Below are 22,184 nucleotides of genomic sequence, written 5' to 3'. Positions count from 1 at the left end.
CTCGCGTCTCCGCGTCAACGGCCCCGTTGATAGCCCGTTGACGCCCCCCCGGATCCTTGTGTCAGAGAGGGCGGCAGGGTGTCGCCCTCAGGGATCGATCAGGGGAGGTGGATGATGAGGACGAGGAGAAGCAGGAACGGAACCGTGCGGCTGCCCGCCGCCGCGTGGGCCTTCGCGGGGGCCCTGATGCTGTCGCTGACGCTGCCGTCGGTCGCCGCGGCACAAAGCGAGTGTGGGGAGTACATCTCGGGGGGCCCGAGCAATCCGGCGAGCGGAGCGCTGTTGGGTTCCCGGCTCATCACGCAGAACCTCGGTGGCGGCGCCAACATCAACGTGGGGGTGGCCTCGGGTGGGATCAGCGGGGGAGGCACCGCGACGTTTTATGTCGGCGTGTACCTGATGGATGACGGCCGGCGGCGGCACTTCCGGTGCGACGCCTACGAGCCGTGGGGCTTCTTTTGACGCCCCTCCACGCAGGCACCTTCGGTTCGAGGCTGCGTCGAACGCAGCCGGAAGCCGCGGCTGCGGGCCGAAGCCGGCCACCGAGTTCTGCTCGGTGGCCGGAAGCCACGGCCGCGCGATCGGTTGCCTTGGGACTGGCGAGCGTATTCGGCCTCTCCGGATGTGGGGGGGACGCTGATGTGGGCGATGGTGGACGCGTCCATTTCGTCGAGAGCGGTCAGGTCTACGAGATCCGGTCGCTCGAAGCCCACCTGGACCAGCTCGACGAACGGGTGAGCTTCGGCTCGCTGGCGGACATCCTCGTCACCTCGCACGGCTACTTCGTCGCGGACGGGCTCAACCGCCACATCGTCCTCCTCGACCGGAGTCTGCATCCGGTGCGGATCTCGGGCAGGGACGGCGACGGCCCCGGAGAATACAGGTTCCCGAGCCGCCTGGACCACGCGGGCGATCAGGTTCTTGTCCTCGATGTCGGCGCCGGGCGCGCATCGTACCTGAGCCCGGACGGCGACTTCGTTCGCAGCCAGCTGGTTCCGGGGAACGCGAGCGACGCGGCCGTCCATCCAGACCTCGGGCTGCTCGTCACGGGGGACGCGTTCGCGGACCACTACCTGGCCCGGGTGACGGCGAGCGGAAATGTGGCGTTCGGACGGATCCCGGACGAGTTACGTCCCGACCCGGAAGGCCCATTCCAGTTGCGTCTGGACCTGGTGACCGTGTCCGACGACGGCCTGATCCACGTCCTCGATCAGGAGCAGATCGCGCTTGTGAGCTTCGATCCCGAGGGGGCCCTGGTGAGCGTGCTCTTCCTGCCGAAGGAAATGCGGGATCTCAGGTTGAGGAAGAATCGTGAGACCGTCGAGACGTTCGGAGGGCCGGAGCGAGTCCTCGGCACACAGTTCGTATCGAGCCTCCGGCCCCTTGAGGACGGCCGCCTGTTCGCGCGGTTCAACTCGGAGAACACGATCGGGCTGTTCCTGGATGTGGAGCGTCACGAAGCTGCGCGCCTCACAGTGCCAGTCGAGCGCGAAGATTGGCTATGGATGCGATCGAGCGGGGGCTACTTTGACGGCATGGACCGACTGGTGCTTACCGAGGGGCTCAAGGCGGCGGGACTCCTGACCGCGGAGATCGAACTCACGGATCCGGAGGGGTAACGGTTTCTTCTGAACCCTCGCTGGTCGCGATCGACCAGGGCACGACCTCGACGCGCGCCATCGCGTTCGACCTCCGCGGGAGGACGGTCGCGACCGCGCAGCGCGAGTTGCCGCAGAACTATCCCGCCCCGGGCTGGGTCGAGCATGATCCCGAGCGCATCCGGGACGACGCGATCAGCGTTACGCATGAGGTCATCGCTGCCGCCGAAACGCTCGGCCATCACGTGGCGGCGATCGGGATCACGAATCAGCGCGAAACGACCGTGGTCTGGGAACGCGCGAGCGGCAGGCCGATCCACCCGGCGATCGTGTGGCAGGACCGCCGGACGGCAAAGGAGTGTGCCGAGCTTCGCGACGCGGGGCACGAGGGGCTCATCGAGCGCCGCACCGGTTTGCGCCTCGACCCGTACTTCTCCGGCACGAAGCTGGCGTGGATCCTCGACAATGTGCCCGGCGCGCGCGAGGCGGCCGAAAATGGCGAACTGGCCTTCGGGACCATCGACACTTGGTTGCTCTGGTGTCTCACGGACGGACGCGTACACGCGACGGACGCATCGAACGCGTCGCGCACGCTCCTCTACGACATCGGGGAGGGCCGCTGGCACCCGGGACTGCTCGAAACGTTACGCGTGCCCGCGGCCGTGCTGCCGGAGGTGCGCGACTCGGCCGGCGATTTCGGGGAAACGTCCGCGGAACTCTTCGGCCGGGCGATCCCGGTGCGGGGTGTGGCCGGCGACCAGCAGGCGGCAGCGTTCGGACAGGCGGCGTTCGAGCCCGGAGGGATGAAGTTCACCTACGGGACGGGGGCGTTCGCGCTCATCAACACCGGGTCCCGCCGCCTCGTCTCGGAGCGTGGCATGCTGACGACGGTGGCCTGGCAGCTCGGGGGCGAACGCACATACGCGCTCGAGGGGAGCATCTTCGTCGCCGGCGCATCGGTTCAATGGCTTCGCGATGGGTTGGGCATCATCTCCGACGCCGCCGAGACCGAGGCTCTCGCCCGTTCCGTGGATTCGACAGGCGGGGTCGTGCTGGTCCCGGCCTTCGTCGGGCTGGGCGGCATCCACTGGGATCCGGAAGCGCGCGCCGCGCTCCTCGGGATGACGCGCGATACGGGACGGGCCGAGATCGCCCGCGCGGCCCTGGAAGCCGTGGCCTACCAATCGCGCGAACTGATCCAAGCGATGCAGGCGGACGGAGCGCCGCGCCCCGCGAGCCTGCGAGTGGACGGAGGGTTCACGCGGAACGACTGGGCCATGCAGTTTCTCGCAGACATCCTCGATCTCGAGATCGCACGGCCCGTCGTAACGGAGACGACCGCACTGGGAGCGGCCATGCTGGCCGGTTTTGGCGCGGGCCTGTTCGCACGTGTTAGAGACACCGCTGCCCTGTGGCGGCACGACCGGGCGTGGCAGCCTGGCATGGACGCGGAAACGCGGGAGAACCTCTATTCCGGGTGGCAGCGCGCGGTCGCTCGCGTGTTGTCCAACTGATATTCTCACAGCTCATGGAGACGACCAGGAGACCGACCGTTCCCGCGGCCGAGGAGATTCTCGGCGGGTACTTCCCCGTGCTCGACCACGGCTTTGTCGCGCTCGTCGATTACATGGGTTCGGACGCCGACGTGGAGGCGGCCGCGCGTGTGAGCTACGGAGCCGGCACGCGACGGGTCAGCCAGACCCGCGGTCTTGTCCGGTATCTGCGGCGTCATGCCCACACGACGCCGAGCGAGATGGTCGAGTTCAAGTTTCACTGTTCGATGCCCATGTTCGTGGCGCGCCAGTGGATCCGGCACCGCACCGCGTCAGTGAACGAACTCAGCGCCCGCTACAGCCTGTTGCCTCTGCTGTTCTATGAGCCGGACCACGAGCAATTCGCCTATCAGAGCCGACTGAACAACCAGGGCCGGGAGATGGATCCCGCCCCGAGCGACCTCTACCAGGACGCGATCGACCGGTGGGAGCGCCTGCGTGAGGATGCCGCGGGCGCGTACGGGTGGTTGCTGTCCGAAGATGTCGCCCGGGAACTCGCGCGCATCGACCTCCCCCTGTCCACCTATACGCAGTGGTACTGGAAGATCGATCTGCACAACCTGCTGCACTTTCTCCGACTGCGAGTGGATGCGCATGCCCAATGGGAAATCCAGGAGTACGGGCGGGTGATGGCCGGCATGCTCCAGCGCGTGGCGCCGCTCAGCTACGAAGCCTGGATCGACTACGAGGTGCTGGGGGCACGACTGAGCGCGGGCGAACTCGACGTCCTGCGGAGCCTGCTGCGGGCGGACGCCGAGTCGGGGTCGATCCACGCCGAAGGGGTGGCGACGAGTGAGGACCTCCGGGCGACCGGTCTGGCGCCCCGCGAAATCCGCGAACTGATGGACAAGCTTTCTCCCGCGGACCGGCCGGATTTCACACTCGATCTCTCGCAGATGAAGAGTGCGGAGGAAATGTCCGAGAAGATGGCGAAAGCGGTGCCGGCCCCCTCGAGCTGAGAGGCCGCCACCGCCCGGCTCGTTCCTGCTAGGCCGCCCGCGTCGCGCGGCCCGGGAGAGTACGGGCCGCGAACCACGCCAGCGACAACAGCCACAGGGCGTAGAACACGATCCGTATCGGGTGAAGCGCCAGCGACTCCATGAACTGCGGGTCGATCCCCACGACCAGCATGGTAGTCCGTGACAGCTGTTCGGCCGTGAACCAGCCCCACAGCACGGCGGCCCACAACAGACTCCAGCGCTTCCAGGTCGGTGGCCCCAACTCGGCGGGCAGACGCCGCACGTTCATGTAGCCGATGACGAGCGTAAACAGGAACATGCTGGACATCGTGAACGGGCCGGCTATGAGGAGCAGGAAATCGGGCTGAAGCACATCCAGCGCCTCACCGCCCACCCACGACGCGGCGATGATCCCCATCGCCGCCAGCACGAAGATCGTCAGGAACACGAGGAAGGTGCGCTTCTGCGTGAAGAAGCGCGTCCGGTATCCGAAGCGCTCGTAGAAGATGCAGCCCGTGATCCGAGTGACCGTGTCGAGGATCGCAAGCTGAGTCGAGAAGATGACGAAGGATCCACCCAACAGGAACAGGACCCGAAGCCACAGCCCGCCGACGCGCTCAATCGCCTCGCCCTGCAGCGTCACCATCGTGGTCAGGTCGCCCGCGATCCCCGGGTTGTCCGTGCCTATCGTCGCTGCGACGAGCATGCACGTGATGACGACGCTCAGGAGCGTGAGGACGACGAAGGTGACGAACAGTTCCTGGTGTACGACCCGCATCCAGCCCCGGAAACGCCCGAGTTGCGTGGGGTCGTTCGTGTCGAAGACGAACCCGGTCGTGCTGATGTCCTCGTTTCGTCCCCTGATGCCGGCGATGCGACCCTGGAATCTCGCCATCCCGAAACCCTTGTCGCGCAGCCACAGCGACTGCGCCAGAAGCAGCGTGCCCCCGGTACCGGCATACGCGACCGCCAGAATCAGCGTCGGGAACTGATCGCCCGTAAAGAGTCTCGCCGGAGCGCTGCCGAACGACACGGCGCCGACCGCCAGTTCGAGCAAGTGCGACGGGACGAGACCGACGACCAGGAGCGTGATGAGGAGGAGGGGGAAGAACCCCGCGACCAATGCGATCTCGCAGCGCTCCAGGACGTTGTATACGATCCGGGAGACCGCGAGCCCGAACCAGATGCAGGCGAGCATGAGCAGCGCCATCGGTTGCCACTGGATCTGGGGTCCCCCGACGAGGACGACGATCTGACCCACGAACTCCGCCGACTGCGACGCCCATCCGGGCCAGAAGAAACTCACCAGCGTCGCGATCAGAAACAGCCACGGCCAGAACCCCAGCCGGTCGAGCCGCGCCATGCCGGCGAACGTCGACTCGCCGGTGGCTATCGTCCAGCGTTCGATCTCGCCGATGACGACGAACTGGGTCACGACGCCGATCCAGAACAGCCACCAGATGGAGAAGCCGTTCGCGGCCACGAGGTTGGGCCAGAGGAGGAACTCGCCACTCCCCAGGCCCATGCCGAGCGCGATGACGGAGGGGCCGATGATGTGCTTGAGGCGGGGCACGCGCGACATGCGGCGGACGAACTTGAATGGCGGCCCATGCCCGCGGTCGGGGAAGGCCTCCGTGTCCGGGGCGTCCGGAAGCGTGCTCTCGTCGAGCGGCTCGTACAGGCCCTCCCGGTACCGGCGCCCCCGCTCATCGCTCGAGGCGATCGCGTCGGGCCCCTCGGTCCCGGATCCGGGCTCGTTCAAGATGCCGGCGGATCGAAGCGTCCCGCCGGGACCGTCTCACCCGCGGCGACATCCTCGAAATAGATGAAACGATCTCCGCCATCCAGAAGCCGCGTCATGGCGAACTGGATGTCTCCGACCGGCCGCCAGTCGGACCACCAGATCACCTCCCCCGGGGCCTCCGCCCGGCCCAAATGGTACTGCCAGGCCAACATGCGCCCCGATTCGTCGAGGAAGCCCCAGTACTGGTCCTCGGTCACACCCAGGCCCTGGTCGAAGCTGAGGCGGACCACGTCGTACGCCTCGCCATCGGAGAGCGTGCGCGTCCCCTCGTAGGCGAGATGCACCCCCGGGTCTTCCCACTTGTAGGGCATGATCGCCCAGTAGGTGTCGTTGATGAAGGCGCCGTAGCCACGCCGGAGTACGGAGTCCCGCGCGGCTCCGGTCAACTCCTCCCCCCCGACCCAGGCGCGTCCGGACGGAACCTTGTCGAGTTCGGGGTGGGGTTCGATCTCGTTCAGATTGAAGAGCAGGAGATGGGAAGCCCCGTCGGCCTCGTAGGCGATGCGGTATCGCCCGTCGTACCGGTCCCACGAGTGCTCACGGTTCGCCACGATCTGGCCGTCACGCTCGACGATCCAGCGGAACGAGAGGTAGCGCGTTCGATCCCAGGCGTCGCGTCCGCCGAGACTCTCGGCCAGCCGCGCGGCGTGCATGGCCGCCGTGTCGCCCGGCGCCGGCGCGGACGCCGCGCTCCCGCTGCCGTCCTCCGGGGCCCCGCCGCCGCAGCCGACGAGCGCGGACGCCACGAACATCACGCAGAGTCTGTGCATGGATCCCCCCGGGCGGCGTTGTGGACGAAGGCGGAACCTAGGGATGCCGTCGGCGAGTGTCGATATCGTCCGCTGGCGCGCGTCCCGTGAACGCCAGTGCTCTAACCTTCGAACTTGAACTCGGCCTGCGAGTCCTCGCCGTCCGGCGGCAGTTCCCCGAGCGGAAGCTCTTCCGTGTCGGCGGTAGGAGGAGATCCGGTGTGCGCCCGGCGTCCCGAGTGCATGGGGTGCACGGCCTCGACCGCCACGCCGGCACCCAGCCGCACGACCGGGCGTCCGGCCTCGCGCGGAGAGCGGCGGATCACGCTCGCCGCCGATGTCGCCTCCACGGATCCGTCGGACAGTTCCCAGGCCACCTCGTCCCCATCGTGAGCTTCGATGAACCCCACGAGACCACCCGTCCGCTTTCGCTCGGGCAGGACCATGAACCCCTTGCCGGCACGGCCCTGGACCTTGAACTCGGTGAACGGGATGCGCTTGCCGTAGCCGGCGGCCGTAGCCACGAGCAGATCGGAATCTGCGCGCGGCGCCGCCGCCGCGACCACCACGTCCCCGCGCGCCAGATCGATGGCTTTCACGCCGCGGGCCGTGCGTCCCATCGGGCGAATCGCGGATTCGGGGAAGCGGATCGCCTGGCCGGCTCGCGTCGCGAACAGCAGGTCGCCGCTCCCGTCGGTGACGAACGCGGCCACGGCCTCGTCGCCCCGCGCGATTCCGGCCCCGATGATGCCCGCGCTCCGCGCGTTCACGTATTCCGCCAGCGCCGAGCGTTTGACGTGACCCTGCCTCGTCGCGACCACGAGAAACCGGTCATCGGCGAAAGTCTCGGCGGCGAGCAGCGCGACGATCTCGTCTCCCAGCTCGAGATCTATGAACGCTTCAACGTGGCGGCCCCGGGAGCTACGCGTGCCCCGCGGCAGCGCCGAGACGGGTAGCGCATGCGCGTTGCCCCGCGCCGTGATCGCGAGCAGGGTGTGCCCCCCCCGGGTCAGAAACGCGTAGCGGGCGAAGTCGCCTTCCCGGTCCGACAGCACCTCGGCGCCCGCCATCCCGCCGCCCGTCGCGGCGGGTTGCGCCTTCACGTAGCCGCCGCGGCTGGCCAGCACCAGCTGCGCCTCGCCCCCGCCCCCCTTGGACAGCCGGAACTCGCCGTCACCGTCGAGGATTTCGGTACGTCGGGGATCGTCGTAGCGGCGCGCGAGATTCCCGATCTCCTCGCGCAGGAATCCTCGCCGCGCCGCGTCGTCCTGCACCAGCGCCGTGAGCCGCGTGATCTCCGCGCGCAGCGCCTTCAGCTCTTCGGCCAGCTTGTCGCGCTCGAGACCGGTCAGCTGGACGAGCCGCATGGCGAGGATGGCATCTGCCTGCCGCTCCGTGAGGTCGAAGGCCGCCAGGAGTCCCTCCCGCGCCGCCGCAGGCGTCTTCGCGCTGCGGATGATGTCGATGACCCGGTCGATGTCGTCGAGCGCCGTCCGCAGCCCCTCGACCACGTGCGCGCGCTGTTCGGCCTGGGCGAGGTCGTGCGCGGCGCCACGGCGGATGACGGAGAGCCGGTGGTCGATCCAGGTGCCGAGGACGGCCCGCAGGTCCAGCTCTTCGGGCTTCCCCTCGACGAGCGCGAGCATGATCACGCCGAAGGTGTAGCGGAGCTGAGTCTTCTTGAAGAGCGTCGCGAGCACCTTGTGCGGCTTCGCATCGCGCTTGAGTTCGATCACGAGCCGGATCCCGTCGCGGTCGGACTCGTCTCGGAGGTCCGTGATCGCGTCGGCGCGCCCGGCGCGCACGAGCTTCGTGATCTGCTCGATGACGCGCGTCTTGTTCACCTGATACGGAAGCTCGGTGACGATCAGCGAACTCTTCCCGAACCGGCCCTCCTCGAGGTGGACCCTGGCGCGCATGTCGAGGCGCCCGCGCCCGGTCCGGTACGCGGACTCGATGCCGGCCCGGCCCCAGATGAACCCGCCCGTCGGGAAGTCCGGCCCGGGCAGGCGGGCGAGCAGATCGTCGATGTCGCAATGCGGGTTCGCGACGAGGTGGTCGACCGCGCCCAGGAGCTCCCCGGCGTTGTGCGGCGGGATCTTCGTCGCCATGCCGACCGCGATCCCGTCGCTGCCGTTCAGGAGGAGATGCGGAAGACGACAGGGCAGGACCTCCGGTTCGGTCAGGCGCCCGTCGAAGTTGGGGCGCATGTCGACCGTGTCCCGCTCGATGTCATCGAGGAGATCCATCGCCACCGGCGTCATCCGCACTTCCGTATAGCGGTAGGCGGCGGCAGAATCGCCATCGATCGAGCCGAAGTTCCCCTGGCCGTCGATGAGCGGATAGCGCAGGGAGAAATCCTGCACCATGCGGACGATGGTGTCGTACACGGCGCCGTCCCCGTGCGGGTGATACCGGCCGAGCACGTCGCCCACGACCGTCGCGCTCTTCTTGTGCGGTCGTGAGGGGCGCATCCCCTCCTCCAGCATCGCGTAGAGGATGCGGCGATGGACCGGCTTCAGGCCGTCGCGGGCATCGGGGAGCGCGCGCTGCACGATGACGCTCATCGAGTAGTCGATGAACGACTCGCGCATTTCCTGCTCCAGCGCGCGGCGTTCGATGCGTTCGTGCTGCAGGGTGCCTTGCGTCACGGCCGTGCCTCCTCTTCCACCTCATCCATCCTCATCAGCCTCGTCCTCATCATCCTCTTCCTCCCCCGCCCCGGCCGGCGGGAACCCCTACTCACACAGAAGATCGGCCGTCGCGCGCTGAGCTTCGGACGGGGCGGCGGGCATGGCGATCACGAATCCCTTCCGGTTCGCCGCATCGGGCAGATGGACCAGCATGGAACCAGAAGGGAGCGGGTCCGGCGTGCGCGCCGCGAGTCCTTCCGCCGAAATCGTGAAGAGTCCGCCGGGCTCGAGGCTGGAAGCCAGCCACGCCCCGTAGGAAAGCCACGCCTCCAGCGCCTCGCCGCCCCCCGCCGCGCCTTCCACATCCGACCGATAGCGAGCGACGGCACGCTCGTAGGCTCCCTCGTCCCGAGCTTTCAGGCGCAGGAGAAGTTGCCGGTAGAGGGGCTGTACGTCCTGGATCCCGTGCTCGGCCAGTCCCTCGGCATAGGCGTCCGTCATCCCGTCATCTCCGTCCCCCCCCCGCGCACCGCGCCAGCCCGCAGCGTTCAGTCGTTGTGGCTCAACTCGTACTCCCGCTGCGCCCGCGTGCGCTCGCTCCCCAGCTTCGCGTCGCGTTTCTTCGCGGCCGAGAGCGACCGTTCCTTGCGGGCCTCCGAATGGACGCGCGGCAGGGAGATGAGTCTGTCCAGTTCCGCACTCCCGCACGAAGCGCACGCAGGGGTCATCTGACCCCGAACAAGGAGTTCGAACTCGTGTGAACAGTCGCGGCACCTGTACTCGTATATCGGCATGGATCCTCCGGTCACGCGGTCCTCCGCAGCATGCTTTTCGAGGGACCGGCGGGCAAGTCGCCGTCCGGAGCCCGGCGCCCGTCGTCAGGTGCCGCCGCGGCTTCCGCTTTGACAGACTCCGACCGCCCGTCGGATAATGCCGGGTCGCCACCCCGGTCCACAGCGAGAGAAGACTCCATGCCATACGTATCACGCTCGTACGCCCCTTCGACCATCGTTCTTGTGCTCCTTGCGCTCACCCTCGCGCTCGCGCCCCCCGTGTACGCGCAGGAAGGCAACGGGGAGGCAGCGTCCGAAGCCGTCCTCAACGCCCCCGAGCACCCGCTGTTGCAGGGATTTAGCTGGCGGTCCATCGGCCCGACGGGGCAGGGCGGCCGCGTCGACGACCTCGCGGTCCACCCCGAGGACACGCGGATCTACTACGTCGGCTTCGCGACCGCGGGACTGTGGAAGACGACGAACAACGGGACGACGTTCGAGTCGATCTTCGACAGCTACGAAACGCATTCCGTCGGCGCTCTCGCCCTCGCACCCTCCGATCCCGAGGTCCTCTACGTCGGGACGGGCGAGGCCAACAACCGGCAGAGTTCGTCCTTCGGTTACGGGGTCTACAAGAGCACCGACGGCGGCGCCACGTTCGCAAACGTCGGTCTCCGGGAGACGCAGAGCATCGCGCGCGTCATCGTGCACCCGACGGATCCCGATGTCGTGTGGGTGGCCGCGGTCGGCCACCTCTTCGGACCCAACACCGAGCGGGGTGTATTCAAGTCCAGCGATGGCGGGGCGACCTGGCGCCACGTACTCGCGGTGGACGAGGACACCGGCGCGACGGACCTCGTCATGGATCCCTCGAACCCCGACGTCCTGTTCGCCTCCACATACCAGCGTCGTCGTTCCGTGTGCTGCTTCGTCGGCGGTGGGCCGGGAAGCGGCATCTGGCGGTCGGACGACGGCGGGGAGAGCTGGTCGCCCGTCGAGGGATCCGGACTCCCCGGCGGCACGCTGGGCCGCATCGCGCTCGCCATGACGCCGGCCGATCCCGATGTCGTCTACGCCCAGATCGAAGTCGCCGCGGACCGGGAGACGCCGCTCTCCGAGGAGGAAGAGGAGGAATGGCGCCGCCTCGCGAGAGCCGATTCGCTCCCGCCGGATCCGCAGTGGTCCGGGGTCTGGCGATCGGTGGACAAGGGCCGCACGTGGGAGTTCCGCAGCAACGAGAACGGCCGTCCGATGTACTTCAGCCAGATCCGTGTCTCTCCCGAGGATCCGGATCTCGTGTATACCGTGGATCAGCGCGTGTCGAAGTCACGCGATGGCGGCCGCACCTGGGAGGTGCTGACCGGATACGGCCACGTCGATCAGCACGCGGTCTGGATCAACCCGGCCGATCACGACCACCTCATCGTCGGTAACGATGGGTCGATCGACGTGAGTTGGGACCAGGGCGAGACCTGGGAGGCGCTGCGGCCGTGGGCCGTCGGGCAGCCCTATCACGCGTCCGTCGACATGCGCCGCCCCTACTACGTGTGCACGGGCCTTCAGGACAACGGCAGCTGGTGTGGGCCGAGTTCCGTGCGCTCGGGCCCGATCCTCGCGGAGGACTGGTATCGCGTCGGCGGCGGAGACGGGTTCTATACGCAGGTGGATCCGACGGACCCGGCGATCGTGTTCGTCGAGTCCCAGAACGGGCGTCTCCGGCGCGTGGATCTGCGGGAGGGGGTTACCCGCCCCATCACGCCCCAGGCTCCGGATGAGGACGATCCGGAGGACACGAACATCGCCCCCGCCCCGTCACCGGATACCGAGATTCGATGGAACTGGAATACGCCCTTCCTGCTTTCCCCCCACAACCCGCGCACCCTGCATGCGGGCGGCAACCGCTTCTTCACGTCGCGCGACCGGGGACAGACGTGGACGATGAGTTCGGACCTCTCAAAGGACATCGACCGGGATGCGGAGGTCCTGATGGAGGTGGTCAACAGCGTCCCGCGCTGCAACCAGTTCGACCGCGGGATGGAGTGCACCCTGTCGCGGAACGACGGCGTCTCGATGTGGAGCAGCATGACGTCGATCACCGAGTCTCCTCTCGTCCCGGGCCTGCTCTGGGCCGGGACCGACGACGGCAACATCCAGGTGAGCCGCGACGGCGGAACGACCTGGACCGAAGTGAGTCGCAACCTCCCCGGCGGCACGACGCGGCACTACGTGTCCCGCGTGGAGGCTTCTCATGTGGACCCCGCGACCGCGTACGTTTCGATCGACGGGCACAAGAACGATGACCTGCGCCCCTACGTGTACGTGACGCACGACTACGGCGCGACGTGGGAGGACATCGCCTCGAATCTGCCCTCGTTCGGCAATGTGAACACGGTCCGGCAGGATCCGCGGAACCCGAACCTGCTGTATGTCGGCACCGAGTTCGGCTTCCATGTCTCGTTCGACGAGGGCGGGACGTGGCACGACTTCATGCCGGGTTTGCCCGTCGTCCGCATCGATGACGTGCTCGTGCACCCGCGCGAAAACGACCTCGTGCTCGCGACACACGGCCGCAGCATCTACGTGGTCGACGATATCACCGCACTCCAGGCGATGAGCGACAGCATCCTGGAGAGCGACGCGCACCTCTTTGAGCCGCGCTCCGCCGTCCTGTGGAAGAACGACATCCGTCGCAGCCGTTCGGTGACGGGCGACAAGAACTGGACGGGAGAGAGCGCCCCGGCGGGTACGATGATCCAGTACTATCTGGGTTCGCCGGACGACGTGTCGATCGAAGTCTCCGACCTCGCGACGGGGAGGGTCGTGCGCGAACTCGAGGGGACCGGCCACGCGGGGCTGAACCGCGTGCAGTGGGACCTGCGCATGAACCCCGGCCTCCAGGGTCAGGGCGGTGCCGGCCGGCCGGTGTCCCCCGGAACGTACCGCGTGACGATCACGGTGGGAGACGACACGCGCTCGGCGCTGCTGGAGGTGCTGGAAGACCGCTGGCTGGAGGTGCCGTAACTACCCGCGCCGTCAGGAGGGGCGCCATCGGATCCTGAGACCGGCTAGCCGCCCGCCATCGAGTCGAGGAACTCCTGGTTCGTGTCCGTGCGCTGGATCCGCTCGATCATGAACTGAATCGCCTCGGCCGGCGGCATGTCGGAGAGGAAGTTCCGCAGCAGGTACATCCGGTTGAGTTCGACGTCGTTCAGGAGGAGTTCCTCCTTGCGCGTGCTCGAGCGGTTGAGGTCGATCGCCGGATAGATGCGCTTGTCGGAGATCTGGCGATCCAGCAGGACTTCGCTGTTTCCGGTGCCCTTGAATTCCTCGAAGATGACCTCGTCCATCCGGCTGCCGGTCTCGATGAGGGCCGTCGCGATGATCGTGAGACTTCCGCCCTCCTCGATGTTTCGCGCCGCGCCGAAGAAACGCTTCGGCCTGTGGAGCGCGTTCGCGTCCACGCCCCCCGAGAGGATCTTGCCCGAGTGCGGGACCGTCGTGTTGTAGGCCCGCGCGAGGCGCGTGATCGAATCGAGCAGGACGACGACATCGTGCTGGTATTCGACCAGCCGTTTGGCCTTGTCGATCACCATTTCCGCGACCTGCGTGTGGCGGTCGGCCGGCTCATCGAACGTAGATGAAATGATCTCGGCCGGAACGTTCTCCTCCATGTCGGTGACCTCTTCGGGCCGCTCGTCGATGAGGAGCACGATCACCTTCGCGTCCGGCTGGTTCTCGACGATCGCGTTGGCGATCTTCTGCAGAAGGATCGTCTTTCCGGCCTTCGGCGGGGAGACGATGAGGCTCCGCTGCCCCTTCCCGATCGGCGCGATGAGGTCGAGAATCCGCATCGACACGTCGCCGTCTTCCTGCTCGAGGACAAGCCGTTCCTCGGGATACCGCGGCCGCAGGTTGTCGAACGCGATCCGGTGCTTCGCCTTGTCCGGATCCACGCCGTTGAGCGTCTCCACCTTCAGCAGGGCGAGGTACCGCTCCCCCTCCTTCGGCGGCCGCACCCGGCCCTGGATCGTGTCCCCCGTCCGCATGTCGAAGCGCTTGATCTGGGAGGGAGAGACGTAGATGTCGTCCGGGCCGTAGAGGTAGTTCCAATCCTGGCTCCGCAGAAAGCCGTAGCCCTCCGGCAGAATCTCGAGTACGCCCTCGCCCCTGAGGACGATGTCGGAATCGAGAAGATTCTGTTCGATCCGGAAGATCAGATCCTGTTTACGAAGACCCGAGAAGTTGTGGATGTCGAGTTCTTCGGCCAGGTCATGAAGCTCGCCGATCGACTTCGACTTGAGTTCGGCGATGTCCATCGCCTTCCTCCGAGAGAGAGTGAGCCGGGTTGCAGCCACGCCGCGTGCGGCATGGTCGTATCGTGAGGTGTCCTGCTTGCGGCCGGGGGATGTGGTCCGAGGTGGACCCTCCGACCATAATGGTGCCGCCGGGCACGGTCAAGCGACTGCGCCTCAACCGCAACTGCTACCCGCGAGCGTCGGATGGCAAGACACAATCGAGAAGGAAGAGGACTCGACCAGCTCGGCAATCTCTGGCGGATCAGCTATCAGCCCGACTGGTTCCGCCTGTTGAAGTTGTCGCGCCCGGTGCCCGGCGGGCGCCGTTCCTCCCGCACGCTGTGCCGGAATCCGGCGCGTACGGCGGACGCGGAGCCGGGCCGGTCTGTGCGTACGCGGATCACGGCCGCCGATGGGTCGGTCGACGTGGCGGTCTCGATCGAGGACCGCGACCAGATCGTCGACCACGTCATCATCGGTATTCGGCGGAAGCGCGGCCGCAAGACGGAACTGCTCAAGTTCGCCGTCCACGGCGGGCTCCCGAAGCGGAGGATCTGAGCCCCCGCGCTGAGCGCTCCCGCGGAACTGTCAGAAGACGCGGATACGCAGCCAGCGCGACGGGTTGTAACCGAGGTCTTCCGCCAGCTCGGCGGCAGCGATGCGCAAGGCCGAGAGCTGGCGCCGGATCTCTCCATCCACCAGGGCCCGACCCGCGGTGCCTTCACCACGGTCCAGACGCGCGGTAATCGCTGCGAGTCGGGACATCAGCGCGTCGAGCGCCTCCGCCGTCGTTTCGGCCTGGCGGCCGGCACTCGCGAACTCGGGGGCCTCCCCCCAAGCCGTGAACCGTTCCTGCACGCGCCGCGCGGCCGCGCTCACGAGCGTGTCGGTGGCGATCCGAGCGAGCGAGGAGCGTTGCAGGTCTCGCTGAAGCAGTTCGTCCAGCAGCTCGAGACTGTTTCGCAGCCCGGCCAGCGTGCCCGGATCCTCCCGAAAGCGGGCGAGCGAGCCCTGATCCGAACCGAGCGCTTCCTGCGCCTCGAAGGCATCACCTTCGAGTGTGCGCACGGCCCGTAACAGCGAATCCGCCAGCTCCATCACCGTCTCCGGTTCGATCGGCGGACCGGAAGCACGCAACGTGTCCGAGTATCTCCAGGGGGGGGCGGAGCCCGTACCCGGGTTCACGGAGAGGACGACGGGCGCCACGAGGTCCGAGGGGCGCACATCGGCCGTGGCATCCGCCCGCAGGATGGGCTCGGCGACGCGGTCGATGACGGCTTCGATCACGACGTGGCTCTCGAACGACCCACCGTCGGTGTTCGCTTCGGGGGGCCAAAAGGAAATCGACAGCACGCGCCCCACCGACCTCCCGGCCACCCAGACCGCGGAACCCGGCCCAAGCCCCTCCGCCGAATGGGCCAGCGCCGTGATTCGCGGGCCCTCGAGCGTCGCGCGGACGATGACCTCGATGACGGAGATCGCCGCCGACAGAACGATGGCGACGGCGATCAGGATCAGGCCGCGCCGGGCACGCGTACGGGCGCGTAACGCGTCAGGAGAGAGGTCCGTCCGGGTCATCCCTCACCAAACCCCCTTTCGGCCGCGGCGTCAAGGTGTGATCGGCCACCTCCGGTGCTGGCGGAGAAGGTGTTTGAAGCGCCGGCGTCGGACTGAAGTATTGCGTGTCTCACTGTGCCCGCCACGCCCATTCACGCATCACAAAGGAGAAGAATCATGTCGAGAACCGTGAACCGGGTCATCCTCGTCGGAAACGCCGGCAGCGACCCCGATGTGCGCGAGACCGCTTCCGGCACTGCGGTCGCACACCTGTCCCTCGCGACCAACCGCGTGTTCCGCAAGAACGGGGAGACCCAGCGTCGTACCGACTGGCATCGCCTCACATTCTGGCGCCGCCAGGCGGAAACCGTCGGCGAGTATGTGCACAAGGGCTCGCGCCTCTACGTCGAAGGGCACCTCGAATACGGATCGTTCGAGCGTGACGGAATCGCGATCCCCACCGTGGACGTGGTCGTGGAGGACATGGTCATGCTGGACCCGCGACCGGACGCCGACGACCCCGGAGCCGACAGCGCCGAGCTTCCACAGTAGACACGTGCTTCGCGACGCACGCGGAGAGCCATCGGCGACGCTCGCCCGGGCACTGGAGGCCCGCCCCAGGAACATGCATCTTCCGGTGCGCGGGGCGGGTCCGTCCACCAGGTCGAAGCGGAGGAATCAGATACAGACACACGATCCGGGGTTTCTCACCCTGTCGAACCTCCTGTCGCTGAGCCGCATACCGCTTGGCCTTGCCTTCATCGTGGTCGCGGACCCCCGGCTCATGGCCGCACTCGTGGCCACCGCGGGCGCGACGGACGTCCTCGATGGATTCATCGCCCGGGTCAGCGGGACCCGCTCCCAGGTCGGACTCCTTCTCGACCCGCTCTGCGACAAGCTCTTCGTGCTGCTCGCACTCTCCGGCTTCCTGGCCACGGGCGGCCTCGAAGGCGTGTCGTTCCTCATCCTGATCCTTCGGGACCTGTATACCGCCGGGTGCTATCTCCTCGCACGGCTCGTCTCCATCATCATCCCCTTCAAGCCCCGGTGGCCGGGAAAAATCGCCACGGGCCTGCAGTTTCTGACGCTCCTCGCCCTCATTTTCGACCCTCGATATGTTCCCGCACTCGTATTGCTCGTCGGCGTCACGTCGGTCTGGGCGATCATCGACTACGGAACACACTGCCTCCGGCGGAAGTGGAAGAGCGCGGTCTGACCATTGCCGAATGGCTTGAACGGTTTGGGTTTGAAAAACGAAACGGTCGACATCACGATCATCGGCGGCGGGCCGACCGGCCTCTACGGATCGTTCTATGCCGGCATGCGCGGCGTCTCGGCCCGCATCATCGATGTCCTCCCCGAACTCGGCGGCCAGCTGACGGCGCTGTATCCCGAAAAGGATGTCTTCGATGTGGCCGGTTTCCCCCGGGTGCTCGCCAAGGATCTGGCACGGGAACTCGTCACGCAGGGCCTGCAGTTCGAAGCGGAGGTCTGTCTCGAGGAGAGCGTCCTCGAACTCAATCCCGGAAACGGCTGCTTCGATCTTCGCACGAACAAGGGGCTGCGGCCCACGCGCACCGTCGTCATTGCCGGGGGCAAGGGCGCTTTCAAGAGCCGGGCGCTGCGCGTGCCGGGCTGGGATGAGTTCCTGAACCGGGGACTTGTGACGCAGGTGAAGGACCCCGAAGCATTCCGGGGGAAACGCGTCCTCCTCGTTGGCGGGGGCGACTCCGCCTTCGACTGGAGTTGGGCGCTGCGGGACATCGCCGGTGAACTCACGCATATCCACCGGTCCGACCGCTATCGGGCTCACGAGAGTACGGTCGCCCAGGTTGAGGGAGCGCATGAACGGAGCGAACTGCGGCTCCGAACCTTCCACACCGTGACGGAGATTCACGGCGGCGAGCGGGTGGAGGCCGCGACGATCCGGCACACGAAGACGAAGGAAACGGAGCGAATCGAGGTGGACGAGGTCATCGCGCTGATCGGTTTCATTCCGAATATCGGACCGATCGCCGAATGGGGGCTCGAACTGCGGAAGAGGTGCATCGTGGTGGACTCGCGCATGCGCACGAACATCCCCGGCGTTTACGCGGCGGGGGACATCGCCACCTACGACGGGAAGCTGGAGTTGATCTCGACCGGTTTCGGAGAGGCCGCGATCGCCGTGAACAACGCGGTCCACCACATCGATCCGAGCGCGAGGGTGAACCCGGGCCACTCGACCGACTACAAGGTCTTCAAGTAGCGGCGGCCAGTCCGTTCCCTCCGCTCTCGGTCCGCCGCGCGGCGAGTTCGATGAGGCGTCCGTCGGGTTCAGCGAGGCTGCCCTTCGCCCAGTCCCGCACATCGTCCTCGTGCGTGAACAGGATGACCTGGGTCGAGCGGGCGAGCGCGAGCAGCGTCTCCAGGACCGCTTGTTTCCGTTCCGCGTCGGACGCGCCGACGACATCGTCGAGGATGAGAGGACAGGTCTCACCTTCCCGGGTGAGATGCCGGGAAAGCGCGAACCTGAGCAGCAGGTAGATCTGCTCCGCCGTGCCGTGGGAGAGCAGTTCGGCCGAACGCCAGCGCCCCCGCGGCGTCCGGACCTCGACAAAAAGAGTCTCAGGGTCGATTCGGCACCCCGTGTAGCGGCCGTCCGTCACCTCGGGCAGCCACTCGAGGACCGTCTGCGTGAGGACCGGGGCGATATCGCGCATGACGCGATCCTGCGCCTGCCTGAGGAATTCGATGGTGCGGTCCACTGTTTCCTTGAGCCGCGAGATTCTCGCCTGTTCCCGCTCGGCCGCCGCCAGCGTGTCTTCCGCGTCGGCCACGCTGGGGAGATGGCGCTCGCGTTCGGTGAGCCGGCCTCTCGCGCGCAGCGCCTCCTCCCCCTTCGCCGCCGCCTCCCGTCCCAGGTTGTCCAGCGTCTCCTCGGTGGGGCACCCCGTCCGAGCGTTGGCGAACGCGTCGGCCCCGATCCGGTCCCTGAGTTGACGGGCACCGAGACGGCGTTGCTCAACTTCTTCCGCGAACTCGTCCAGCGTCCGCTCTCCAAGCAACTGTTGCAGGCGATCCCATGATTCGCTGCGCTCGCTGGCCTCCTCGAGTGCGCGCTCACGGCTCGCGCGCCACTCATCCAGCGCGGCTGCCAGATCCTCATCCCCTTCGGCGGTGACGCCGACCTGCGACCCCGCTTCACGCAGCTGGTTCGCGGCATCGGCGGCCCGTTTCGACCGATCTGCGTGCCGCGCCTCCGCCGCAAGACGCCGAGCGCGCTCGTCACTCCACTCGCGCCGCTGCTCCGCGGTCCGCTGTTCGAGTGCGTTCAGTTCGCTCCGCGTGATGCCTCGGGTCCTGACGTCGGCGAGCCTGGTCTCATCTGCTTCCGCGCGAAGAGCACCGGCTGCGGCGCGCAGCCGTTCCGTCTCGGCGCCGAGCGCATCGAGAGATAAGCCGGCGAGCAGCCCCTGAAGCTCGTCCCACTGCGAGCCGAGCTGCGCGGCCCTTTCCCTTCCGGCCTGACGGGACTCCAGCTGGCGCCGCAGCGTCTCCGCGAGCGCGTCCGGATCGGACGCCGGATCGGACGCCCCCCCGCTCTCGGGATCGGCGAGTTCACGCATGCGCTCGATCACCTCGCGCCGATGCCGGAGCCCGTCCTCGTACCGTTCCCGTTCGGCGCGCGCCGATGCGAGTTCCCGCCGGACGCCGCGCAGGTGCACGTCCAGTGCGAGACCCACTTCCGAGCGGTCCACCCGCGCCCTGGTGAGCCAGTGCGAAACGATGAACGCGGCGCCCCCGATGAACGCGATCGCTCCCGGAAGACGGAGTTCGGGCGCCAGCAACATCATCACGCCGCCGCCCACGGCCGCGATCAGGTATACGGGCACCCACTTCACGCTTCGCGCCGGCCGATGCACTCGAACCGTGGACGCCCGCCTCTGCTCGAATTCGGCCAGCTCTTCCTCGAGTGCCTCCACACTGCGGCCGGCGGGCGCATCGACCGCGGGAAGGGACTCCCAGGCGCGGAGTGCGTCGCGGAACTCCCGCGTGCGCACGTCCTCCTCCGGGAAAATCCGGGGGCCGCCCTCGGGGAAGAGCGCCTCCAGCTCCCGGGCGCTGGCGAGGCGAGTCTCGGCCTCCACAGCGACGGCTTCCGCGACCACCGCCCGCGCGGCCGCAAGCTCCGAGTCGGCTCCCGCGATCCTCCGTTCGATTTCTCGCGCCGAGGGGCCCGTCAGTTCGACCGGGGCGGGGAGGTTTCGCCACGTCGTGAGCGCCTCGATGACCGACCGCGTAAGCCCGCCGCCCTCCGGGGCCGGGTGGGGTGCCCCCTCGGGGAACGCTTCGTGCAGGGCCCGCGCCTCCTGCAACCGCTCGACGAACGCTTCCGCCTCCCCCTTCGCGAGCACGGCCTCCACCGCCTCCACCCGGCGCCGCGATTCCCTCGCCGCTCGCTCCAGCGTCTCGACCGCGGCGCGACGCTCCTGGAAGTCGCGCTGCGCCTCCTGCGCCGCCTCCAGAGCCTCGCGCGCGTCCGCCACCTCCCGCGCGGTCGTCATGAGAGGCTTCGTCGGAGCCCGGGTCGAACCCACGCGTTCCCGCAGCACCTCCTCGAGTCGTTGCAGTGCGGCGGCCGCCGTCTGGTCCACACCCGCCGTCGCCGCGGCGCGTTGCATGTCCTCCTGCAGAGAGTCGGGGTCTTCCCGGACCCTGAGAATGTCTGCCTGCCGCACACACGCGGTGGCGAGGAAGGAGCGGCGGTTGAGCCCCAGCCAGCGCGAGCCATCCGGCGCCCCCTCGAACAGGATCTCGCTCGCGTAGTCGCGCCGCGCCACGCTCGTGTCTTCTGCGGCACTCTCGATCCTCCCGGCGAGGTCGTGCCGCAACTCCACGCTCCGGCCGTCCTCGAGGGCGACGATCGCCCCGACCTCCCACTTGTCGCCGTCCCAGGGCCTGTGGCGCGCCGCGAAGAGCTTCTCCTCCTTCCGCATCGCCCCCTTTCCGCGACGCATGCCGCAGAGTCCGGCGTAGAGCGCCGCGTGCCAGGAGGATTTTCCTGCCTCGTTACGGCCGTAGACAACGTTCATGCCCGGTCCGAATTTCAGCGTTTCGTCCCGAAACGGGCCGAACTCATGGGCGTTCACGGCCTCGAAACGCATCACAGCACCTCGAGGTCGTCGCGCCCGTCGAGGGCCCGGAGCCCCATCCTCAAGACGCGCCTCTGTTCGTCTTCCGGCAGTTCCGACTTCCGCACGTCCTCCACGAATTGTCCGCGCACCGTGGGTTCCTGCCGAATCTCCTCGAGGTCGTAGGCAAGGTGCAGCGCCGACTTCCGGATCTGCACGGCCTCGAACGTCTCGAGCAGCTGTTCGCGGATCGTGTCCTCCTGGAGGTCGAGCGACGGCTCCAGATCCCCGCACACCGTGAGACGCGCGAGCCCCGCGAGGTCCTCCGACTTCGCGCGCAGCTCGTCCCGAATCTGCTGGCGGTTCGTGAGGCCCGTGACATCGAGCCGCAGATCGTGAACCGGCGTGACCGCGACGACGTGGCGTTCGCGCGTGACCTCGCTCTCAGCGTCTATCGCCGCCACAACGGGCCCGCGCTCCCCTTCCTCGCCGAACTGCAGAGGGTCGGGGTTGCCGGGATACGTGTGGTGCGCGCCGTCCGCCGGCCGGTGATAGTGGCCGAGGAACGCGTGATGCAGCCCGCTGTTCGGGATGTCGGCCGTCTCGAAGGGGGCATGTGGCGCCTTCCCCTCACCCTGTGCCGCGAGCCACGACCGTTCCGCCCCATGGAAGAGCGCGATGTGCGTCCCCGCCCCGGAGACCCGGAATCCGTCGCCGAGGAAGTTGTCCGTATTGGCGGGAGCGCAATGCGCGCCTCCCCACAGCGTGATTCCGGGCGCGAGGCTGATCGCCCGCAGCGTCGTCTCCCGAAAGATGTGAACGTTCTCGCTCCACCCCTCCGTCGCGTAAACGCTCGTCGGCCCATACCAGTCGTGATTGCCGGGCGCGATATAGACCGGCACCGGGTCGAGGGAGGCGAAAGTCTGCCGGAGGAAGTTCGCCGTATCCAGCGTGACGCGATCGTGCTCGTACAGATCGCCCCCGCAGAAGAGCGCATCCGCGCCGGTCGAGCGCACAAGTTCCACGATCGCGAGCAGTGTTTCGCGAAGCGCCTCGCGCCGCCGCCTCGCGACGTCGCCCGTCGCCTCGCACCACGCGAACGGGGAGTCGAGATGGAGATCGGCGAAGTGGACGATCGTCCGTTGCACG

18 protein-coding genes are annotated in these 22,184 nt (G+C 67.7%); 9 read left to right on the top strand and 9 right to left on the bottom strand.

Annotation, left to right across the window (positions count from 1 at the left end):
* Positions 1 to 111 precede the first annotated feature (111 nt).
* From ACOOGH_RS10355 to thyX, 4 genes are all read left to right on the top strand, one after another.
* Entirely contained in the window at positions 112 to 462 is a 351-nt protein-coding gene (locus tag ACOOGH_RS10355; RefSeq protein WP_420448835.1) for a hypothetical protein, read from the top strand.
* A gap of 179 nt (positions 463 to 641) precedes the next feature.
* Positions 642 to 1,619, top strand: a complete 978-nt coding sequence (locus ACOOGH_RS10350) for a hypothetical protein (protein ID WP_420448834.1) — start codon at positions 642 to 644, stop codon at positions 1,617 to 1,619.
* Between the two features lie 20 nt (positions 1,620 to 1,639).
* Entirely contained in the window at positions 1,640 to 3,112 is a 1,473-nt protein-coding gene (gene glpK, locus ACOOGH_RS10345; RefSeq protein WP_420450112.1) for a glycerol kinase GlpK, read from the top strand.
* A 14-nt stretch (positions 3,113 to 3,126) separates the two neighbouring features.
* Positions 3,127 to 4,110 carry an FAD-dependent thymidylate synthase gene (gene thyX, locus ACOOGH_RS10340; protein WP_420448833.1) on the top strand — a complete coding sequence of 328 codons (984 nt, stop codon included), beginning with the start codon at positions 3,127 to 3,129 and terminating at the stop codon, positions 4,108 to 4,110.
* Positions 4,111 to 4,138: 28 nt separating this feature from the next.
* On the opposite strand, the gene ACOOGH_RS10335 is transcribed toward thyX, so the two are convergent.
* From ACOOGH_RS10335 to ACOOGH_RS10315, 5 genes are all read right to left on the bottom strand, one after another.
* Positions 4,139 to 5,872, bottom strand: coding sequence for an Nramp family divalent metal transporter (locus ACOOGH_RS10335; RefSeq protein WP_420448832.1), 1,734 nt, complete (start codon positions 5,870 to 5,872; stop codon positions 4,139 to 4,141).
* Positions 5,869 to 6,684 (bottom strand): hypothetical protein, encoded by an 816-nt coding sequence (locus ACOOGH_RS10330; protein ID WP_420448831.1) that lies wholly within the window; start codon positions 6,682 to 6,684, stop codon positions 5,869 to 5,871. The genes ACOOGH_RS10335 and ACOOGH_RS10330 overlap by 4 nt, the downstream gene beginning before the upstream one ends.
* 101 nt (positions 6,685 to 6,785) lie before the next feature.
* The gene (gene gyrA, locus ACOOGH_RS10325; RefSeq protein WP_420448830.1) at positions 6,786 to 9,314 is read right to left on the bottom strand and encodes a DNA gyrase subunit A; all 2,529 of its coding nucleotides are present in this window, start codon (positions 9,312 to 9,314) and stop codon (positions 6,786 to 6,788) included.
* Between the two features lie 87 nt (positions 9,315 to 9,401).
* Positions 9,402 to 9,797 carry a hypothetical protein gene (locus ACOOGH_RS10320; protein ID WP_420448829.1) on the bottom strand — a complete coding sequence of 132 codons (396 nt, stop codon included), beginning with the start codon at positions 9,795 to 9,797 and terminating at the stop codon, positions 9,402 to 9,404.
* Positions 9,798 to 9,844: 47 nt separating this feature from the next.
* Positions 9,845 to 10,090, bottom strand: a complete 246-nt coding sequence (locus ACOOGH_RS10315) for an FmdB family zinc ribbon protein (RefSeq protein WP_420448828.1) — start codon at positions 10,088 to 10,090, stop codon at positions 9,845 to 9,847.
* 177 nt (positions 10,091 to 10,267) lie between these two features.
* Here ACOOGH_RS10315 and ACOOGH_RS10310 point away from each other — a divergent pair, with 177 nt between their 5' ends.
* Complete coding sequence (locus ACOOGH_RS10310; protein ID WP_420448827.1) at positions 10,268 to 13,090, top strand: VPS10 domain-containing protein; 2,823 nt, start codon at positions 10,268 to 10,270, stop codon at positions 13,088 to 13,090.
* Between the two features lie 44 nt (positions 13,091 to 13,134).
* On the opposite strand, the gene rho is transcribed toward ACOOGH_RS10310, so the two are convergent.
* A complete protein-coding gene (rho, locus tag ACOOGH_RS10305; protein WP_420448826.1) occupies positions 13,135 to 14,385 on the bottom strand; it encodes a transcription termination factor Rho in 1,251 nt (416 codons plus the stop codon).
* Positions 14,386 to 14,568: 183 nt separating this feature from the next.
* Here rho and ACOOGH_RS10300 point away from each other — a divergent pair, with 183 nt between their 5' ends.
* Positions 14,569 to 14,922: a hypothetical protein gene (locus tag ACOOGH_RS10300; RefSeq protein WP_420448825.1), complete on the top strand. Its 354-nt coding sequence runs from the start codon at positions 14,569 to 14,571 to the stop codon at positions 14,920 to 14,922.
* 30 nt (positions 14,923 to 14,952) lie between these two features.
* Here ACOOGH_RS10300 and ACOOGH_RS10295 read toward each other — a convergent pair whose 3' ends face one another.
* Complete coding sequence (locus ACOOGH_RS10295) at positions 14,953 to 15,942, bottom strand: MlaD family protein (protein WP_420448824.1); 990 nt, start codon at positions 15,940 to 15,942, stop codon at positions 14,953 to 14,955.
* 156 nt (positions 15,943 to 16,098) lie between these two features.
* On the opposite strand from ACOOGH_RS10295, the gene ACOOGH_RS10290 reads away from it, so the two are divergent.
* From ACOOGH_RS10290 to ACOOGH_RS10280, 3 genes are read left to right on the top strand one after another with little or no spacing between them, the layout of a single operon-like run.
* Entirely contained in the window at positions 16,099 to 16,473 is a 375-nt protein-coding gene (locus ACOOGH_RS10290) for a single-stranded DNA-binding protein (protein WP_420448823.1), read from the top strand.
* A 4-nt stretch (positions 16,474 to 16,477) separates the two neighbouring features.
* A complete protein-coding gene (locus tag ACOOGH_RS10285) occupies positions 16,478 to 17,137 on the top strand; it encodes a CDP-alcohol phosphatidyltransferase family protein (RefSeq protein WP_420448822.1) in 660 nt (219 codons plus the stop codon).
* 30 nt (positions 17,138 to 17,167) lie between these two features.
* Positions 17,168 to 18,169 (top strand): NAD(P)/FAD-dependent oxidoreductase, encoded by a 1,002-nt coding sequence (locus ACOOGH_RS10280; protein ID WP_420448821.1) that lies wholly within the window; start codon positions 17,168 to 17,170, stop codon positions 18,167 to 18,169.
* On the opposite strand, the gene ACOOGH_RS10275 is transcribed toward ACOOGH_RS10280, so the two are convergent.
* A complete protein-coding gene (locus ACOOGH_RS10275; RefSeq protein WP_420448820.1) occupies positions 18,162 to 21,068 on the bottom strand; it encodes an AAA family ATPase in 2,907 nt (968 codons plus the stop codon). The two genes, ACOOGH_RS10280 and ACOOGH_RS10275, sit on opposite strands and share 8 nt — an antisense overlap.
* On the bottom strand, positions 21,068 to 22,183 hold the full coding sequence (locus tag ACOOGH_RS10270; RefSeq protein WP_420448819.1) for a metallophosphoesterase family protein: 1,116 nt from the start codon (positions 22,181 to 22,183) through the stop codon (positions 21,068 to 21,070). Before ACOOGH_RS10270 ends, ACOOGH_RS10275 begins: the two co-directional genes overlap by 1 nt.
* Position 22,184 lies beyond the last annotated feature (1 nt).

It is taken from the genome of Candidatus Palauibacter sp., from assembly GCF_965213655.1.
Classification (GTDB): Bacteria; Gemmatimonadota; Gemmatimonadetes; order Palauibacterales; family Palauibacteraceae; genus Palauibacter.
Note: the sequence above shows the minus strand (reverse complement) of the source record. Positions and strands in the feature narration are given on the sequence as shown.

Excerpts from the sequence above, each read along its gene's own strand:
- ACOOGH_RS10295 (WP_420448824.1), bottom strand. The coding sequence starts at position 15,942 with ATGACCCGGACGGACCTCTCTCCTGACGCGTTACGCGCCCGTACGCGT.
- ACOOGH_RS10330 (WP_420448831.1), bottom strand. The coding sequence starts at position 6,684 with ATGCACAGACTCTGCGTGATGTTCGTGGCGTCCGCGCTCGTCGGCTGC.
- ACOOGH_RS10355 (WP_420448835.1), top strand. The coding sequence starts at position 112 with ATGATGAGGACGAGGAGAAGCAGGAACGGAACCGTGCGGCTGCCCGCC.
- thyX (WP_420448833.1), top strand. The coding sequence starts at position 3,127 with ATGGAGACGACCAGGAGACCGACCGTTCCCGCGGCCGAGGAGATTCTC.
- ACOOGH_RS10320 (WP_420448829.1), bottom strand. The coding sequence starts at position 9,797 with ATGACGGACGCCTATGCCGAGGGACTGGCCGAGCACGGGATCCAGGAC.
- rho (WP_420448826.1), bottom strand. The coding sequence starts at position 14,385 with ATGGACATCGCCGAACTCAAGTCGAAGTCGATCGGCGAGCTTCATGAC.
- ACOOGH_RS10310 (WP_420448827.1), top strand. The coding sequence starts at position 10,268 with ATGCCATACGTATCACGCTCGTACGCCCCTTCGACCATCGTTCTTGTG.
- ACOOGH_RS10290 (WP_420448823.1), top strand. The coding sequence starts at position 16,099 with ATGTCGAGAACCGTGAACCGGGTCATCCTCGTCGGAAACGCCGGCAGC.
- ACOOGH_RS10315 (WP_420448828.1), bottom strand. The coding sequence starts at position 10,090 with ATGCCGATATACGAGTACAGGTGCCGCGACTGTTCACACGAGTTCGAA.
- ACOOGH_RS10300 (WP_420448825.1), top strand. The coding sequence starts at position 14,569 with ATGGCAAGACACAATCGAGAAGGAAGAGGACTCGACCAGCTCGGCAAT.
- ACOOGH_RS10275 (WP_420448820.1), bottom strand. The coding sequence starts at position 21,068 with ATGCGTTTCGAGGCCGTGAACGCCCATGAGTTCGGCCCGTTTCGGGAC.